The organism is Citrobacter sp. Cf136 (assembly GCF_030333815.1).
Taxonomy (GTDB): domain Bacteria; phylum Pseudomonadota; class Gammaproteobacteria; order Enterobacterales; family Enterobacteriaceae; genus Citrobacter; species Citrobacter freundii.
The window spans coordinates 541,234-556,880 of record NZ_JAOWFE010000032.1; the positions used below are offsets into that span (position 1 = coordinate 541,234).

The 15,647-nt window shown below is 49.6% G+C and carries 20 protein-coding genes and 3 tRNA genes; 15 read left to right on the forward strand and 8 right to left on the reverse strand.

Annotated elements, in window-relative coordinates; all coding sequences use genetic code 11:
- Positions 1-31: 31 nt before the first annotated feature.
- Together OGV98_RS06890 and OGV98_RS23600 are read right to left on the reverse strand one after the other, a co-directional pair.
- On the reverse strand, positions 32-256 hold the full coding sequence (locus OGV98_RS06890; RefSeq protein WP_202581185.1) for a DUF2594 family protein: 225 nt from the start codon (positions 254-256) through the stop codon (positions 32-34).
- Positions 257-275: 19 nt separating this feature from the next.
- Positions 276-419: a hypothetical protein gene (locus OGV98_RS23600; protein WP_418219448.1), complete on the reverse strand. Its 144-nt coding sequence runs from the start codon at positions 417-419 to the stop codon at positions 276-278.
- A gap of 296 nt (positions 420-715) precedes the next feature.
- On the opposite strand from OGV98_RS23600, the gene uvrY reads away from it, so the two are divergent.
- From uvrY to OGV98_RS06920, 6 genes are all read left to right on the forward strand, one after another.
- Positions 716-1,372 carry a UvrY/SirA/GacA family response regulator transcription factor gene (gene uvrY, locus OGV98_RS06895; protein WP_003030486.1) on the forward strand — a complete coding sequence of 219 codons (657 nt, stop codon included), beginning with the start codon at positions 716-718 and terminating at the stop codon, positions 1,370-1,372.
- Complete coding sequence (uvrC, locus tag OGV98_RS06900; RefSeq protein ID WP_286551138.1) at positions 1,369-3,201, forward strand: excinuclease ABC subunit UvrC; 1,833 nt, start codon at positions 1,369-1,371, stop codon at positions 3,199-3,201. Before uvrY ends, uvrC begins: the two co-directional genes overlap by 4 nt.
- A gap of 55 nt (positions 3,202-3,256) precedes the next feature.
- Positions 3,257-3,805: a CDP-diacylglycerol--glycerol-3-phosphate 3-phosphatidyltransferase gene (gene pgsA / locus OGV98_RS06905; protein ID WP_003030490.1), complete on the forward strand. Its 549-nt coding sequence runs from the start codon at positions 3,257-3,259 to the stop codon at positions 3,803-3,805.
- Between the two features lie 151 nt (positions 3,806-3,956).
- Positions 3,957-4,032: transfer RNA gene (locus OGV98_RS06910), tRNA-Gly, on the forward strand.
- 51 nt (positions 4,033-4,083) lie between these two features.
- Positions 4,084-4,157: transfer RNA gene (locus OGV98_RS06915), tRNA-Cys, on the forward strand.
- Positions 4,158-4,169: 12 nt separating this feature from the next.
- Positions 4,170-4,256: transfer RNA gene (locus OGV98_RS06920), tRNA-Leu, on the forward strand.
- Between the two features lie 109 nt (positions 4,257-4,365).
- On the opposite strand, the gene OGV98_RS06925 is transcribed toward OGV98_RS06920, so the two are convergent.
- Positions 4,366-4,710, reverse strand: a complete 345-nt coding sequence (locus OGV98_RS06925; RefSeq protein WP_016150545.1) for a hypothetical protein — start codon at positions 4,708-4,710, stop codon at positions 4,366-4,368.
- Positions 4,711-4,914: 204 nt separating this feature from the next.
- On the opposite strand from OGV98_RS06925, the gene OGV98_RS06930 reads away from it, so the two are divergent.
- Positions 4,915-5,604: a LolA family protein gene (locus OGV98_RS06930; protein WP_202581186.1), complete on the forward strand. Its 690-nt coding sequence runs from the start codon at positions 4,915-4,917 to the stop codon at positions 5,602-5,604.
- Positions 5,605-5,617: 13 nt separating this feature from the next.
- On the forward strand, positions 5,618-6,088 hold the full coding sequence (locus OGV98_RS06935; RefSeq protein ID WP_003839113.1) for an SRPBCC family protein: 471 nt from the start codon (positions 5,618-5,620) through the stop codon (positions 6,086-6,088).
- Between the two features lie 19 nt (positions 6,089-6,107).
- On the opposite strand, the gene OGV98_RS06940 is transcribed toward OGV98_RS06935, so the two are convergent.
- Positions 6,108-7,133: a patatin-like phospholipase family protein gene (locus OGV98_RS06940; protein WP_003839115.1), complete on the reverse strand. Its 1,026-nt coding sequence runs from the start codon at positions 7,131-7,133 to the stop codon at positions 6,108-6,110.
- A 331-nt stretch (positions 7,134-7,464) separates the two neighbouring features.
- On the opposite strand from OGV98_RS06940, the gene OGV98_RS06945 reads away from it, so the two are divergent.
- From OGV98_RS06945 to OGV98_RS06960, 4 genes are all read left to right on the forward strand, one after another.
- Entirely contained in the window at positions 7,465-8,607 is a 1,143-nt protein-coding gene (locus tag OGV98_RS06945; protein ID WP_202581187.1) for a transglutaminase-like domain-containing protein, read from the forward strand.
- Complete coding sequence (locus OGV98_RS06950) at positions 8,585-8,941, forward strand: mercuric transporter MerT family protein (protein ID WP_016150541.1); 357 nt, start codon at positions 8,585-8,587, stop codon at positions 8,939-8,941. The genes OGV98_RS06945 and OGV98_RS06950 overlap by 23 nt, the downstream gene beginning before the upstream one ends.
- Positions 8,938-9,219: a heavy-metal-associated domain-containing protein gene (locus OGV98_RS06955; RefSeq protein ID WP_003839119.1), complete on the forward strand. Its 282-nt coding sequence runs from the start codon at positions 8,938-8,940 to the stop codon at positions 9,217-9,219. The genes OGV98_RS06950 and OGV98_RS06955 overlap by 4 nt, the downstream gene beginning before the upstream one ends.
- Positions 9,220-9,428: 209 nt before the next feature.
- The gene (locus OGV98_RS06960; protein WP_003034581.1) at positions 9,429-10,094 is read left to right on the forward strand and encodes a YecA/YgfB family protein; all 666 of its coding nucleotides are present in this window, start codon (positions 9,429-9,431) and stop codon (positions 10,092-10,094) included.
- Between the two features lie 26 nt (positions 10,095-10,120).
- On the opposite strand, the gene tyrP is transcribed toward OGV98_RS06960, so the two are convergent.
- The gene (gene tyrP / locus OGV98_RS06965; protein WP_003839123.1) at positions 10,121-11,332 is read right to left on the reverse strand and encodes a tyrosine transporter TyrP; all 1,212 of its coding nucleotides are present in this window, start codon (positions 11,330-11,332) and stop codon (positions 10,121-10,123) included.
- 225 nt (positions 11,333-11,557) lie between these two features.
- Here tyrP and OGV98_RS06970 point away from each other — a divergent pair, with 225 nt between their 5' ends.
- Positions 11,558-11,797, forward strand: a complete 240-nt coding sequence (locus tag OGV98_RS06970) for a YecH family metal-binding protein (protein WP_003034586.1) — start codon at positions 11,558-11,560, stop codon at positions 11,795-11,797.
- A 45-nt stretch (positions 11,798-11,842) separates the two neighbouring features.
- On the opposite strand, the gene ftnA is transcribed toward OGV98_RS06970, so the two are convergent.
- Positions 11,843-12,340, reverse strand: coding sequence for a non-heme ferritin (ftnA, locus tag OGV98_RS06975; RefSeq protein WP_003034588.1), 498 nt, complete (start codon positions 12,338-12,340; stop codon positions 11,843-11,845).
- A gap of 194 nt (positions 12,341-12,534) precedes the next feature.
- Positions 12,535-12,870: a YecR family lipoprotein gene (gene yecR, locus OGV98_RS06980; protein ID WP_003034590.1), complete on the reverse strand. Its 336-nt coding sequence runs from the start codon at positions 12,868-12,870 to the stop codon at positions 12,535-12,537.
- Positions 12,871-13,137: 267 nt separating this feature from the next.
- On the opposite strand from yecR, the gene OGV98_RS06985 reads away from it, so the two are divergent.
- On the forward strand, positions 13,138-13,776 hold the full coding sequence (locus tag OGV98_RS06985) for an RpiB/LacA/LacB family sugar-phosphate isomerase (RefSeq protein WP_003034591.1): 639 nt from the start codon (positions 13,138-13,140) through the stop codon (positions 13,774-13,776).
- A 33-nt stretch (positions 13,777-13,809) separates the two neighbouring features.
- On the opposite strand, the gene OGV98_RS06990 is transcribed toward OGV98_RS06985, so the two are convergent.
- The gene (locus tag OGV98_RS06990) at positions 13,810-15,231 is read right to left on the reverse strand and encodes an MFS transporter (protein WP_106902143.1); all 1,422 of its coding nucleotides are present in this window, start codon (positions 15,229-15,231) and stop codon (positions 13,810-13,812) included.
- 130 nt (positions 15,232-15,361) lie between these two features.
- On the opposite strand from OGV98_RS06990, the gene OGV98_RS06995 reads away from it, so the two are divergent.
- The gene (locus OGV98_RS06995; RefSeq protein ID WP_003034595.1) at positions 15,362-15,613 is read left to right on the forward strand and encodes a DUF2766 family protein; all 252 of its coding nucleotides are present in this window, start codon (positions 15,362-15,364) and stop codon (positions 15,611-15,613) included.
- Positions 15,614-15,647: the final 34 nt, after the last annotated feature.

The window sequence follows — 15,647 nt, forward strand, 5'->3', positions numbered from 1 at the left end:
GCTGAGAGCATTGCTATCAGCCGGTTTCTTATTACTGGCGGTAAGCTTGTTTAATTTGCTTAACCGTGTTGGAAAATACCGCAGCCTGTGATTGATCTTCAATCAGCGCGAGCTGTTTTTCCATTTTAAGAATCACGCGGCCTGCATCGGCTTGACCCATTGCCTGCAGCATCAGCGTTAACATGGCTTTCAGGCAGGTGACTTCATTGGCCAGTTCCTGGTTATTCTCAGCAGTGGAAAAGTCAGACGTACTCATTTATTTTCCTCGTTATGTTTCAATGAAAAAGTGCGATGTCAAATCTTAAGGCGGCGGAGTATACCATAAGCGAGGCTAAAAATATCTGTGGTTGTTTTTTGCGCGGACCAATGTTGTGGACATTAAAATAAACAACATGTTGCAGTGCATATATTTTCTCCACATGTTGTTTATTTCGAGTATTTTCCTCGTTAATTATTGTTACAACTTTGACTGCCTGGTTTGCATTCAGCGAAGGAATATGATCTTTTTGTCACCATTATGAAACAGCTATGCAGATATAACCGTGGCAGACGGCTGCCAGGACTGAAAGTTTCCACTCGTCGTACAATCTAATTTCCAAAAACGAGAGCAAAATCGAAAGTCGGGTGTTTTTTACATTTCAAAGTTGAGATAAAACCCGTTAACATAGGACCGATTAACTATCGGTAGCGTTATCCCTATTCTGGAGATATTCCTTTGATCAACGTTTTTCTTGTTGATGACCACGAACTGGTGCGCGCAGGGATACGACGCATTCTGGAAGATATAAAAGGCATAAAAGTTGTCGGCGAAGCGTGCTGCGGTGAAGATGCGGTAAAATGGTGCCGCTCAAATTCCGTTGACGTTGTGCTGATGGATATGAATATGCCCGGTATTGGCGGTCTGGAAGCAACCCGCAAAATTGCGCGTTCCACGGCAGACATTAAAGTGATCATGCTGACGGTACACACTGAAAACCCATTACCAGCAAAAGTTATGCAGGCAGGGGCCGCAGGGTATCTCAGCAAAGGCGCTGCCCCCCAGGAAGTAGTGAGTGCGATTCGTTCGGTTTTTTCCGGGCAACGGTATATAGCCTCCGATATCGCTCAGCAAATGGCGCTCAGCCAGATTGAGCCTGAGAAAACGGAAACCCCGTTTGCCAGTTTGTCTGAACGCGAGTTGCAGATTATGCTGATGATCACCAAAGGTCAGAAGGTTAATGAGATCTCAGAGCAACTGAATCTTAGTCCTAAAACGGTGAATAGCTATCGCTATCGAATGTTCAGTAAATTAAACATTCATGGCGATGTAGAGCTGACTCACCTGGCAATTCGCCATGGCCTGTGTAATGCGGAGACATTAGCAAGCCAGTGACAGATCTGTTTGATGCCAAAGCGTTCCTGAAAACCGTGACCAGTCAGCCCGGCGTCTATCGTATGTATGATACCGCCGGAACGGTTATCTATGTCGGGAAAGCGAAAGACCTGAAAAAAAGGCTTTCCAGCTACTTCCGTAGTAATCTTGCGTCACGCAAGACCGAAGCGCTGGTCGCGCAAATCCAGCAGATTGATGTCACGGTAACGCACACTGAAACCGAAGCGTTATTGCTTGAGCACAACTACATCAAGCTATATCAGCCGCGTTATAACGTATTGCTGCGTGATGATAAATCCTACCCCTTTATATTCCTTAGCGGCGATACCCACCCGCGTCTGACGATGCATCGTGGGGCAAAGCATGCCAAAGGCGAGTACTTTGGACCGTTCCCTAACGGTTATGCGGTGCGTGAAACGTTGGCGCTGTTGCAGAAAATATTCCCTATCCGCCAGTGCGAAAACAGCGTTTATCGCAACCGTTCTCGACCTTGTCTGCAATATCAGATTGGCCGCTGTCTCGGCCCGTGTGTCGCGGGTCTGGTGAGCGAGGAAGAGTATGCTCAGCAAGTCGAGTATGTTCGTCTGTTCCTGTCCGGAAAAGACGATCAGGTATTAACACAGCTGATCACCCGCATGGAAAAGGCCAGCCAAAATCTCGAATTTGAAGAGGCTGCGCGAATTCGTGACCAAATCCAGGCCGTACGCCGCGTGACCGAAAAACAGTTTGTCTCTAACACCGGAGACGATCTGGACGTCATTGGCGTAGCGTTTGACGCCGGCATGGCCTGTGTGCACGTTCTGTTTATTCGCCAGGGTAAAGTGCTGGGCAGCCGCAGCTATTTCCCTAAAGTACCCGGTGGTACGGAACTCGGCGAGGTCGTCGAAACCTTTGTCGGGCAGTTTTATCTGCAGGGGAGCCAGATGCGTACCTTACCCGGGGAGATCCTGCTCGATTTCAATCTTAGCGATAAAACCCTGCTGGCAGACTCTCTGTCTGAACTGGCCGGACGGAAGATTAACGTGCAGACGAAACCGCGAGGGGATCGCGCGCGTTATCTGAAGCTGGCGCGGACCAACGCGGCAGTGGCGCTCACTACGAAACTTTCTCAGCAGTCGACGATTACGCAACGTCTGACGGCGCTGGCCTCCGTATTGAAGTTACCTGCGGTGAAGCGTATGGAGTGCTTCGACATTAGCCATACGATGGGGGAGCAGACAGTAGCCTCCTGTGTGGTTTTTGATGCCAATGGCCCGCTGCGTGCAGAATATCGGCGTTACAATATTACCGGCATTACGCCGGGTGATGATTATGCGGCGATGAATCAGGTCTTACGTCGGCGTTATGGTAAGGCGATTGAAGAAAGTAAGATTCCGGACGTCATATTGATCGACGGTGGTAAAGGTCAGTTAGGGCAGGCGAAAGCCGTTTTTGCTGAACTGGACGTTCCCTGGGACAAACAGCACCCACTCTTGCTGGGGGTGGCAAAAGGGGCCGATCGTAAAGCCGGTCTGGAAACACTGTTCTTTGAGCCGGAAGGTGAGGGCTTTAGTCTGCCGCCGGATTCGCCTGCATTGCACGTTATCCAGCATATCCGCGATGAATCTCACGATCATGCGATTAGCGGGCATCGTAAAAAGCGGGCGAAAGTGAAAAGCACCAGCACGCTTGAGACCATCGAAGGTGTCGGACCAAAGCGTCGCCAGATGTTGTTGAAATATATGGGAGGTTTGCAAGGTCTTCGTAATGCAAGTATCGAAGAAATTGCAAAAGTGCCGGGTATTTCGCAAGCTCTGGCAGAAAAGATCTTCTACTCGTTGAAACATTAGGCCCTCTGTAGCAACATAGGGGTAATTTCACTGACAACAGATAGTTATCCGTCATATGCAATTTAATATCCCTACGTTGCTCACGCTGTTTCGCGTCATCCTGATCCCATTCTTTGTATTGGCTTTTTACCTGCCATTCACCTGGGCTCCCTTTGTTTGTGCGCTGATCTTCTGTATCGCAGCGGTCACTGACTGGTTTGACGGTTTTCTGGCACGCCGCTGGAACCAAAGCACGCGTTTTGGCGCCTTCCTCGATCCGGTCGCTGATAAGGTGCTGGTGGCTATCGCGATGGTCCTGGTGACCGAGCATTACCACAGCTGGTGGGTGACGCTTCCTGCCGCAACAATGATTGCGCGTGAAATTATCATCTCTGCACTACGTGAATGGATGGCCGAACTGGGTAAACGCAGCAGCGTAGCCGTATCCTGGATCGGTAAAGTGAAAACCACTTCGCAAATGGCTGCTCTGGCCTGGCTGCTGTGGCGTCCAAATATCTGGGTAGAGTATGCTGGGATCGCACTTTTCTTCGTCGCCGCGATACTGACTTTGTGGTCAATGTTCCAGTATTTGAGCGCTGCACGTGGAGATTTGCTTGATCAGTGATCGTTTCGACGCAAATTTCAGCAAACGATCGTTAGTGGTGAAAAATATCGTTGACTCATTGCGTCAGGTAAGTAGAATGCAACGCATCGAACGGCAGCACTGATTGCCAGACGATAACAAAATCAAGTGATTAACAAAGTTACTTGGTGATGCGGGAATAGCTCAGTTGGTAGAGCACGACCTTGCCAAGGTCGGGGTCGCGAGTTCGAGTCTCGTTTCCCGCTCCAAATTAGAGACATCGGCAATAGCGGATGTTGGCTGAAAAGCCAGAAGATTTCGGCGCGTTAGCAAAGCGGTTATGTAGCGGATTGCAAATCCGTCTAGTCCGGTTCGACTCCGGAACGCGCCTCCAATTTCTTCCCGAGCCCGGATGGTGGAATCGGTAGACACAAGGGATTTAAAATCCCTCGGCGTTCGCGCTGTGTGGGTTCAAGTCCCACTCCGGGTACCATGGGAAAGAACAGAATAATCAAAGCAATAAGCAGTGTCGTGAAACCACCTACGGGTGGTTTTTTTGTGCTTGTTTTTTACAAGCATAGAACTCACTATTGCTCATCAATCTATCGCCGAATAGGCGCGTTAAACATAAAGCCCCCTCGGGCAGGGTTGTTGATAAAACCATCGCGGGCGGGATTATAGTTGTGGTCCTGGAAACCATTCATCAGGATGGGATCGCCAAAGTCATCCTGTATCGCCAGGTGTCTGTGGATTCGGTTTCGTGCCCTGAACGTGAAAACGAAATCATCCGTCCCGCCAATGATGATCACGCCATTACCGGCTCGAAGTGCCGCGCTTAACTCTTGCTCTCTGACGGCCTGGTTTTGTAACGCGCTGGATGTGGCAGAAGATGACGACAGCAGCAGTAATATGAGAACGGTGCATGAAAATACCGATGGCAGTTTCATGATTAATACCTATTAAAAGTATGGCTATTAAAGTATAGCTTTATGTTGTCATCTCAACTGAAAAGAAAACCAATAATTTAAACCTGCTGCCCATACTGAGTCTGAGGGGCCGGAAGAGTAGTGCCGCGCAGTTAAGAACTATAATAAAAACAGTCGGCAGGTGATAACTCCTGTTTGCCAATCGTGCTGGTTCAGGGGGCAGCTATGAACATTTCATCTTCTCCGATAGTCATGTTCGCAGCATTGCTCACCTTTAGTTGTGCAGCATATTCGGTGGAAAAAGGTAATATTTTTTCGCAGAATGCCAGGGCTATGGATCCCATCGCATTTTCTCAACAGTCATTTAATAACCTGACCTCTTATCAGGTCATGATGCGCTCCTCGTCGCCATCCGAAGAAAGCAAAATTATTCGCTATAGCTTTCAAAAGCCTGGGTATGTGCGGATGGATTTTACCCAACCGCATTCAGGAGCGGTGCTTATCTTTAATCCTGTCAGCGGTAAAGTGACGTTATGGCCATTTGGTGTGGGTTCTTTGCCCATTTTGCACCTGTCGCCTACTAATTCATTGATCCAGGATGAGCGTGGTCATCGGGTGGATCGCTCTGATATCGGCGTGTTGTTGGGCAATATTCGTCATCTGCAACGCGAAGGGACAATGACCACTGTTGGTAAGGAAAACCTTGCAGGACGGGCGACGACGCACGTATCTGTGGTTGGGCCTGGAACAATGGTGGTTGATGGTGTTCACCGCTATGACGTCTGGCTGGATAATTATCACGGACTCCCTGCCAAAGTGATCAGCTATGCGCCAGATGGGCAGCGATTAGAAACCGTGCTTCTGGATGCTTTTGTCATTAATATCCGTTTTCCTGCCAATTTCTTCTCACCCTGAAGGAGGCTGTATTATGGCTGACTATCAGTTTTCCACCGTCTGGCGGGTTGAGGCTTCTATTCAGGAGGTATGGGATGTTTTTTCTCATCCCGATCAGTGGCCTGAATGGTGGGAAAGTCTGGAACGCATTGTTGAAATTAAAAAAGGTGATGTACAGGGCATTGGGGCGCTGCATCGTTATACCTGGAAAGGAGCGCTTCCCTATCGCTTAACCTTTGACATCAACGTGTTAAATATTCTGCCTTGCTCGCTGCTTGAGGGACAAGCCAGTGGGGCGGTAGAAGGGCGAGGTGTGTGGTATTTTTCTGCCAGTGGCGCTGAGACCATCGTCAGATATGACTGGAATGTTCGCACCACGATTCGTTGGATGAATTACCTGGCCCCGCTGGCGGCACCCGTTTTTCGCTGGAATCACGATACGGTCATGCGCGAAGGGGCCAGAGGGTTAGCCCGTAAGCTGGCAACGAATGTACATATATTTTGAGTTCAGTCAGCGTTGAGGATTAATTAGCGTCCTGATATTTAAAATTGCCTCCACTACTGATTAATAACTTAGCGATCTCAGTCAATTTCTTATCATACACGGCGGCATTTTGTAGGCCTGCCTTGCGCAGAAGTTCTAAGTTTTCACGCGATGCGTTATCCAGCGTTGGATCGGCGCCGTATAGTTCAGGCTGAATTCTGTAGTATTTAGAGTTTTTTACCGTTGAGGCAATTTGTTGCAGATAATACGCGGTCATCTGTGGCCCCCCCTCTAGCGCGATATCAATAGCCGGTTTTGCCCAGCCAAAGGGGCCCCAGTCCTTAACTTCGGAATAAGAATACCCCTGCAATTTCTTGCCGGTGCCCAGTGAGACAATAATCATATCCTTAATGCCAGCGACATTACTGAATTTAATCGCTTCGGAATAGGCGCAGAGTGCCGGGTCGTTTGCCACCACACCGCCATCAACCAGGACAAATTTTTCGGGTACCGGGGGTAATGAATAAATACGCGCTGCCTCGAAATAGGTGGGAGCTGCTGAGGTACCCCGTAAAGCATCCCTGACCAGGAAGTCCCGATTCTTGGCGAGGGCGGAGTGTTGTTTGAAAATGACAGGAAGACGACTGCTCACGTCATAAGAAACAAAGCAGGTTGGTCTTAATAATTCACTGATTTTTGTTTCACCAAATGCTGTTTTTAATACCCTCTCCAGCTCCTTTGCAGAATATTTTTCATCGCTAGCACCACCCAGTGAACTGATTGTTTTCCAGACGCCGACATCAAAAATTTCATCCCCATCCTGAAGGTAGAAATTGACGGCTTCCTGAGCGGAGAACTTGGGCTTTCCTTTCGCATCAGGGCAAACGTAAGCAGAACACAGAATGGCCCCGGTACTGGTACCGGCAACGAGATCGAAGTAATCCGCAATTCTGGCGGCAGGATTTTGTGATATATCCTGCAATTTCTTCTCCAGTGCCACAAGTAGCATACCCGGCAGGATGCCTCTGATCCCGCCACCATCGATAGACAGTATTCTCATTGCCATTTTTATGTCCTCCAAAGATAAGAAACGGGATTTAGGGGTAGGGTTGTTTCCGCTATGGTTGCAGTTAAATATAGACAGGATTTACGCTGAGTTTGTTTCATAAGAAGGGGGCTGGCAGATTGATATCCGCTCACTGCTGTACTTTTTTGCCTGTAAATGGCTTAATAGCGACCTTGTAGTATCTTATTTCATTCACAGTTAACAGGTCTGTTATTGATGAATAACCTCCATCGGCTCACCTTTTTATGTCAGCGTCTGTCTGCTGTGATGATCGTATACGGTTTTTACCTTCTTAGCCGTAGCTCAACTCTTACAACATGGACAGACAGCAATGCAACGTCGACAATTTCTCAAAAATAGCGTTCTCCTTTCGGCCGCCGGTTTAGTCGGTCCTGCGGTTATTAGTCAGACGGTTCACGCCGCTGAGCCATCCGTTGCACCAGTCGCGCGTCGGCGCTTTGTGTTATCCCAGACCTATAAACTTAACCCTCCTAGGGGCTCGAGCGGTGTAGTGAAACTGTGGATCCCGCTTCCTGTAGATACCGCGTTTCAACAAATGACGGCGCTTGCCTTTAGCGGAAACTATAAGCAAGCGTATGTCACCACTAATAATACTTATGGCGCGAAAACGCTGTTTGCCACCTGGCCTGACTCGCAGGGTGAACTGTTGATTAACGTTGATATCGACATTGAAACCGCCGACTGGGAACCGCTGAAGCAAGACGCGTTGAAAACCTGGCAAGCGCCGGAGCAGGTTATTTATCCGCAGGATGTAAAACCGTACCTTTTGCCGACAGCACATACCCCAGTTGATGGGCTGGTTCTGGATACCGCACGTAAAATCACCGGTAATGAGCAGGATCCGCTGAAAAAAGCGCGCCTGATTTACGAGTGGGTGAGTAGCCATATGGAGCGCGATAACGACGTTATCGGCTGCGGCACGGGGGATGTAGCGGAGATCTTAAAAAGCGGTAAGCTCAAAGGAAAATGCACCGACATGAGCTCCGTTTTTGTGGCTCTGGCGCGGGCCAGCGGCATTCCGGCGCGCGAACTGTTTGGTATCCGTCTGGGCAAAGCCAATAAGCTCGAACGTTACTCGAAAAGTGCTTTTGGCAAAGCAGACAGCGCAGGCGTTGCTGATGTGAGCGGTGGGCAACATTGTCGTGCCGAGTTCTATCTGGCCGGTTACGGTTGGTTACCTTGCGATCCTGCTGATGTGACCAAAATGCGTCTGGCAGAGAAAAAATCGCATCAGGACGCCGATGTCCAGGCGGTAAACACTTACCTGTTTGGTAACTGGGAAATGAACTGGGTTGGATTCAACTACGGGCGTGATTTCGAGCTGTATCCGGCAACGGAGCAGGGCGCGGTGAACAACTTTGGTTATCCTTATGCTGAAGTTGATGGCGACCCGATCAATTTCTATGATCCTAAAGCGTTCTCCTACAGCTATGTCGCCACAGAACAACGCTAAAGGGGCGGGACTCACCCTGTTGACGGCTGCGGTAGCTGCCGTCACCGCGGGCTTATGCTGCGTTGGACCGCTGCTCTACCTGCTGTTTGGTATTTCGGCGGCGAGCTTTGCTGTTTTCACCCAGTTTGAGTTTTTGCGAATTCCCTTGATGCTGGTGTCATTGGGCTTATTACTGCATGTTTTCTGGCGGCTCTATTTCTCCAGGCGGCTGTGGTGCTCCGGGTGGCTAACTCTGAAGCAAGCGCGCGTTCTCTACTGGTGCGCGCTGGCGTTGATTTTGCCGGTGCTATTTTATCCAACGCTCGTTGCCTGGTTTTATGAGGTATTTGAATGAAAATCTTCACATTAGTTGCATGCTTGTTGCTGCCGCTGTGGGCTCAGGCGACCAATCAAAAAGTGGTGCTGGATATACAAAATATGACCTGCTCGCTATGCGTTATTTCGGTCAATCAGGCGCTACGTGAAACCGACGGCGTGATTAAGGCAAAGTCCTCCCTAAAAACCCGACAAGCAGAAGCGATTGTGCCAGAAGGTTTCCCAACTGATACTTTACTTAATGCGGTAGCGAAAACGGGCTATACCGCAACGCTCAACCGCATTGAACAACAGTAAATCACCTGCGGGTGGTTTTATTGTGTTTTCCCGGTATGATGCCCGGCGGCTTCGTGTTCTCTTTTGTGCGTTAACTTCCGGAATTCCCCTCGTTTCCTGTTAACCTGAACAGGCGGCAACTGTATGCCGCATATGCCCATTTGTATCTGTTATCCCTCCAGCCATGTAGGATGATCACAGGCAAGATTTTTTGACTAAGGAAAAGCGTTATGAAAACGGGACCATTAAACGAGAGCGAACTGGAATGGCTGGATGATGTACTGACTAAGTACAATACAGACAAGGCTATTCTGGATGTGTCAGAACTGGATGGTTTGCTGACGGCGGTGCTGAGTTCACCGTATGAAATTGAACCAGAGCAGTGGCTGGTCGCTATTTGGGGGGGCGCGCAGTATGTCCCTCGCTGGTCCTCCGAAAAAGAAATGACGCGTTTCATGAACCTGGCGTTTCAACATATGGCGGATACGGCCGATCGTCTGGATGAATATCCTGAGCAGTTTGAGCCGTTGTTTGGTTTGCGTGAAATTGACGAGCATGAACTGACCATCGTTGAAGAGTGGTGCTTTGGTTATATGCGCGGCGTTGCACTGTCAGACTGGTCCGCGTTACCGGACACGTTAAAACCAGCACTTGAGGCTATTGCGCTGCACGGTACGGAAGAGAACTTTGCGGTGGTTGAGAAATTGACACCTGAAGCTTTTGAAGAGAGCGTCGATGCCATCCGCCTGGCTGCGCTGGACCTGCATGCTTACTGGATGGCGCATCCTCAGGAAACGCCGGTCAAAGTACCGGTGAAAGTGGATGCCAAAGTAGGGCGCAATGACCCTTGCCCCTGTGGCAGCGGCAAGAAATATAAGCAGTGCTGTTTGCATTAACAGAAAGGGGCGAAAGCCCCTTTGTTTTAACCCACTTCTGGTAGTAATCCTGCTGCAATAGAAAACTGCACTGCTATCACCACAATGCCGCACAAAAATACTAGTGCCAGCGCCGGAGCACCGCCGGCTACGCGGTAGTTGGCCTGCGGATTATGTTTTCTGCTCTGCCAGGCCAGCATCGAGGGAATGAGCAGCGCCAGCACAGCCAGGGCAACGCCCGCATACCCTAATGCCATGACAAAACCACGCGGATAGAACAGCGCGAATGCCAGCGGCGGCAGGAAGGTCACCACGCCGGTTTGCATTCTTCCCGCTACGGTATTGCGGCGCTGGAAGAGGTCGGCCAGGTAGTCAAATAATCCCAATGCAACGCCGAGGAAAGAGGTTGCCAGCGCGAGGTCGGCAAACAGATGTACCGCCAGTTCGACGTGCGGCGAAGCCACGACTTCACGCAATGCCTGCAATAAGCCGTTTAAGCCTGCGTGGTTGGCTAAAAGCCCCATGAACGTTGTCGAGTTAATGCTGCCAAGCGTCGCCAGTTGCCAGAAGATATAGGCGACCAGTGGAATAGCGCTACCCGTAATAAACACCCAACGCAGTTTACGGATGTTACCGTTCATATAGCTGACGATACTGGGGACACTGCCGTGAAAACCGAACGAGGTGAAGATGACCGGGATTGCGGAGAGCGCCAGCCCCTGTTGCAGCGGCAGCGTAAGCAGGTTCACTTTATGGATATGCGGCATTAACAGAGCCAGCATCGCCACCAGGAAGATTATCTTGGCGCTGAATAGCAGACGGTTGAACAGATCAACCAGCGAGGTCCCAACACAAACCACGCCACCGGCAACAAAGGTGAACAGCAGTACGCCTGTTGTCGGAGATATATTTGTTCCGGTCCAGTCGCTGATGCTGGAGGCCAGCAGTTCACCTGCACCACTGATGTACGCCGCCGTCAGGGCATACATTAAAAACATCATGCTAAAGCCCGTTATCCATTGTCCGTAACGACCAAGATAACGTTTTGCCAGTGTACCCAGCCCGGTGTCTGCCGGGACATGTTGATATACTTCAAGCAGCAGCAGCGCGGTGTAGCACATCAACGCCCAAAGACTGACTAACAATACCAACGTGACGCTAAACCCCACGCCTGCCGCAGCCAACGGCATTGCCAACATACCGGCACCAATCGTGGTTCCCGCCACGATAAAAATACTACCCAGGGTTCTGTTTTTCACGCTTTCCTCTGTCCCAGAGATAATCAACGGTTATATCTGCGGCGCAGGTTAAGGCAAAACGCTATTTTCGTCAAATCGTCGTTACAATGGTTGTACATTAATGTTTACGATTTTTTGACCATTAAGATGTATAACAAATGACATTTATCTGCGGATAAACCTGCGTTAGCGCAAAGCAGCGCCGTGCGGTTCACATTAGGCTACGGTCTTTATTGAGGAGGTAGTATGGAATCTATTCACGGTCACGAAGTGCTCAACATGATGATTGAATCTGGCGAGCAGTATTCAAATGCCAGCCTTGAAGCGGCGATTACGGCACGTTTCGGCGAGCAGGCACGTTTCCACACTTGTTCTGCGGCAGATATGACGGCAGGCGAGCTGGTGGCGTTTTTAGCGGCGAAGGGAAAGTTTATTGCAAAAGAAGACGGCTTCTCTACGCACGAAAGCAAGATCTGCCGTCACTGATTTTAATGGGTAATGATGGCGGGTTGCCTTCATTACCCCAAAATATTAATTCTGCGTATCAAGCGTAGCCAGTTCTTTATCGATGAAATAAAGACCTTCGCCGCTTTTCCCTGCCAGCGACAGCTTATCAATAACAGATTTAAATAATTTCTCTTCTTCATGCTGCTCGGCAACATACCACTGCAGGAAATTAAAGGTTGGATAATCCTGGTGGGTCATTGCCGCGTGTGCCAGCTCATTAATTTTCTGGGTGATCAGCTGCTCGTGTTCGTAAGTGACACGGAACAGTTCATCCAGAGACGCATATTCAGCAAAAGGGGAAGAAACGGTATTAATACGCGGCAAGCTGCCGGTATCGGTCAGGTAATCGAACAGACGCTGCATGTGCGTCATCTCTTCCTGAGCGTGACGGCGCAAAAACGCGGCGGCACCTTCGAAGCTGTGATAGCTGCACCACGCGCTCATCTGTTGGTAGAGCAGAGATGAATATAATTCAAGATTCATTTGCTCATTCAGTTGGTCGATCATTTCTGTTTTCAGCATGGTTCTGCTCCACAAACATTATTATATATTGACGTGGCGTCACTATAATTTGTTATTTAATTATTTGCAAAAGGTAAAATAATAAATTTATTTATTAAAAATGCGAATGGGAATAAAACGCATTAACGATATTAAGCGGGGGATATAAATAATAAAGTGGTTAAAGACCAGCAAAAATGTGCTGGTCGGAAATATTAATAATTGAATGAGGGGGATTGCGATACCGCGACACCATGACACTGCCAGGCGAGTGTAATTTTGGTATTTAAGCACAGAGAGCCTGCATATACGCTGCAGGTTGACACCGGCTGACCAAACGCTTCAGCGCTGGCATAGCCCAGGCGCTGACACTCTTTGGTGGCTGTCCCTTGGGTAACGTAGTCATCGGTACGTGCTGTTTGTAACATGGCCTGATTATAAGTCAGGCGAACCACACCAGTGATGGCGCTGGCTTCGCTGACCTGCGCCTGTTTTGTAATTGTGCATCCTGTCAGCACGAGCGGCAAAAGCGCTAGGATAAAGGTCTTCATGAGATCGCTCTGAAAGTTCGAAGATACACTATCATGGCATACAGAGGCCCTCATCAATGGCTTGAATAGCCCGAAGATCACCTGTGATTAATCACAACGAGGTCATTCGTTTGAGGCAATTCTGAACTTTTCAGACAAGAATGTGAGCGCAACTTTGTTTTTTAAAACTAAATTTCATTAAATTTGAAAGTGTGATTGCAAAATAGTAATGTGGCTGAATGTTATGACTTTCAGCGGGCTACCGCAGTGCATTCAGGAGAGTACAGAATGAAAATTGCATTGATGATGGAAAACAGCCAGGCAAGCAAAAACGCCATCATCCATAACGAGCTTAAAGCCGTTGCGGATGAGAAAGGTTTTCCGGTCTATAACGTTGGGATGAGCGATGAAAATGATCATCATCTGACCTACATCCATTTAGGAATTATGGCCAGCATCCTGCTTAATTCCAAAGCGGTTGATTTCGTGGTCACCGGTTGCGGCACGGGCCAGGGGGCAATGATGTCACTGAATATCCATCCGGGTGTGGTGTGTGGTTATTGCCTCGATCCTGCAGATGCGTTCTTGTTCTCTCAGATCAACAACGGCAACGCGCTTTCTCTGGCATTCGCCAAAGGTTTTGGCTGGGGTGCTGAGCTGAATGTGCGCTATATGTTTGAAAAAGCGTTCACCGGGCGTAACGGCGAAGGCTACCCACCGGAGCGTAAAGAGCCGCAGGTGCGTAACGCCGGTATTCTGAATCAGGTGAAAGCGGCTGTAGTAAAAGAAAATTATCTGGACACGCTGCGCGCTATCGATCCTGAGCTGGTGAAAACCGCTGTATCGGGCCCGCGCTTCCAGCAGTGCTTCTTTGAAAACTGCCAGGACAAAGCAATCGAAGCGTTTGTACGCGAGGTAATTGGCTAAATCCTGTTGGCCCGGCAGCGTTCACCCTCCGGGCTACTTGTTCTTGTTCGATACTGCACTTCCTGCATCACGGGCGAGCCGCAGCGTATCCACCATACCTACCAGACAAATAATGGCAATAGCGACAAAGGCCAGCCGGAAACTGATCCCTGGAATATTGCCCAATGCCAGCCTTTCACTGACCACATCGCCAATGCGGATCCCAATAGCGGCTAAAGAAATGCCCAATCCTACCGCTAATTGTGTCGCTGTACTGAACAGCGTATTAGCGTAGCTCATTTGTGCCGCGGGGACGTCCGCGAAGGCAAGCGTGCTGACGCCGGTAAACTGAATTGAGCGGAACACACCGCCCAGATACAACACCAGCAAAATAACCCACACGGGGGTCTGCGGCGTAATTAAAGCACAGGCCAGCAGCGCCAGAACGTTAAGCGCACCGTTAATCAACAGCAGTTTCTTAAAGCCCAGCCAACGTATCAACGGTGTGGTGGCTGGTTTAATCGTCAGATTGCCCACAAATACCGCCAGCACCAGCGAACCCGCGTGAAAAGCGTTCATGCCAAAACCTACCTGAAACATTAACGGCAGCAGAAACGGCACGGCGCTGATAGAGGCACGAAACAGCGATCCGCCATACATGGTGACGCGAAAAGTAGGGACGTTCATGGCATCAAGGCGAATCATTGGCCATGCGGCGCGACGAAAATGATGCAGGGCAAACAGAAATGTCACTGTTCCTAGCGCCAAAAGTCCGGTGGTCAGCCAGCCCTGAGGCTGTTGGGTTCCCAGTAACTCCATGGCATACACCAGGCTTACCATCGCTACAGAGGTTGCGATAAATCCCGTTATATCAAATGGGCGGCGCTCGTCGTCATGAATATCCGGGATAAAACGTAGCGCCAGCGCAATCGCCAGTATCCCGAGCGGTACATTGATGAAGAAGATCCAACGCCAGTTGGCATAGCTGGTAATGAATCCGCCAAGGGGAGGGCCAATGATGGGGGCGACTAACGCGGGCCAGGTCAGGGTCGCAATAGCGGTGATCAACTGATGTTTAGGCGTGGTACGCAATACCGCAAGTCGGCCAACCGGAACCATTAGCGCGCCACCTACACCCTGTAAGATTCGCATGGCGACAAAGCTCTCAAGGCTTTCGGACAAACCGCATAAAACCGAGGCGAGAGTAAATATCGCCAGCGCCAGGGTAAACACCTTTCGGGCGCCGAAGCGATCCGCAATCCAGCCGCTGGCGGGAATCAGCACCGCGAGGGTGATCAGATAGGCGCTGATACCTATGTTCAGGTCTACCGCTTGCACGGCAAAACTCTTCGCCATGTCGGGCAGTGCGGTGGCAATCACCGTGCCGTCAATAAACTCCATAAAGAAAGCCCCGGCAACAAGTAATGCAGCCGGGGATAGACCGCGTTTGTTCTCAACCGCTAAATGTTCACTCATGTTGTGCTTGCCATCTCAAAAGAAACTGACTGAATCTATTTTTATTTTCCAGCGCATTCGTAATGCATGCGCGGCTATCGTTTCGTTCGTTGAATAGGTACTATGACGACCTTTCTATAAGGAGCTCACTATGTCCCAAACACTGAATGCCGATCAGGAACTGCTCTCGGACGTTGTTGCCTGTCAGCTGGTTATCAAGCAGATTCTGGATGTTCTTGATGTTATTGCCCCAGTAGAAGTGCGGGAGAAAATGTCCAGCCAACTGAAAAGCATCGATTTCTCCAGCCATCCTGCGGGCGCCGATCCGGTTACTATGCGCGCAATACAAAAAGCAGTTGCCTTGATCGAGTTGAAATTCACGCCGCAGAATGAATCTCACTAAAATAAACCGTTGTTTCAGGTTTTAGAAAGGTTTT

Coding starts and splice junctions, on each gene's coding strand:
- OGV98_RS06890 (WP_202581185.1), bottom strand. CDS start 256: ATGAGTACGTCTGACTTTTCCACTGCTGAGAATAACCAGGAACTGGCC.
- pgsA (WP_003030490.1), top strand. CDS start 3,257: ATGCAATTTAATATCCCTACGTTGCTCACGCTGTTTCGCGTCATCCTG.
- OGV98_RS06925 (WP_016150545.1), bottom strand. CDS start 4,710: ATGAAACTGCCATCGGTATTTTCATGCACCGTTCTCATATTACTGCTG.
- OGV98_RS06930 (WP_202581186.1), top strand. CDS start 4,915: ATGAACATTTCATCTTCTCCGATAGTCATGTTCGCAGCATTGCTCACC.
- OGV98_RS06935 (WP_003839113.1), top strand. CDS start 5,618: ATGGCTGACTATCAGTTTTCCACCGTCTGGCGGGTTGAGGCTTCTATT.
- OGV98_RS06940 (WP_003839115.1), bottom strand. CDS start 7,133: ATGGCAATGAGAATACTGTCTATCGATGGTGGCGGGATCAGAGGCATC.
- OGV98_RS06945 (WP_202581187.1), top strand. CDS start 7,465: ATGCAACGTCGACAATTTCTCAAAAATAGCGTTCTCCTTTCGGCCGCC.
- OGV98_RS06950 (WP_016150541.1), top strand. CDS start 8,585: ATGTCGCCACAGAACAACGCTAAAGGGGCGGGACTCACCCTGTTGACG.
- OGV98_RS06955 (WP_003839119.1), top strand. CDS start 8,938: ATGAAAATCTTCACATTAGTTGCATGCTTGTTGCTGCCGCTGTGGGCT.
- OGV98_RS06960 (WP_003034581.1), top strand. CDS start 9,429: ATGAAAACGGGACCATTAAACGAGAGCGAACTGGAATGGCTGGATGAT.
- OGV98_RS06970 (WP_003034586.1), top strand. CDS start 11,558: ATGGAATCTATTCACGGTCACGAAGTGCTCAACATGATGATTGAATCT.
- ftnA (WP_003034588.1), bottom strand. CDS start 12,340: ATGCTGAAAACAGAAATGATCGACCAACTGAATGAGCAAATGAATCTT.
- yecR (WP_003034590.1), bottom strand. CDS start 12,870: ATGAAGACCTTTATCCTAGCGCTTTTGCCGCTCGTGCTGACAGGATGC.
- OGV98_RS06985 (WP_003034591.1), top strand. CDS start 13,138: ATGAAAATTGCATTGATGATGGAAAACAGCCAGGCAAGCAAAAACGCC.
- OGV98_RS06990 (WP_106902143.1), bottom strand. CDS start 15,231: ATGAGTGAACATTTAGCGGTTGAGAACAAACGCGGTCTATCCCCGGCT.
- OGV98_RS06995 (WP_003034595.1), top strand. CDS start 15,362: ATGTCCCAAACACTGAATGCCGATCAGGAACTGCTCTCGGACGTTGTT.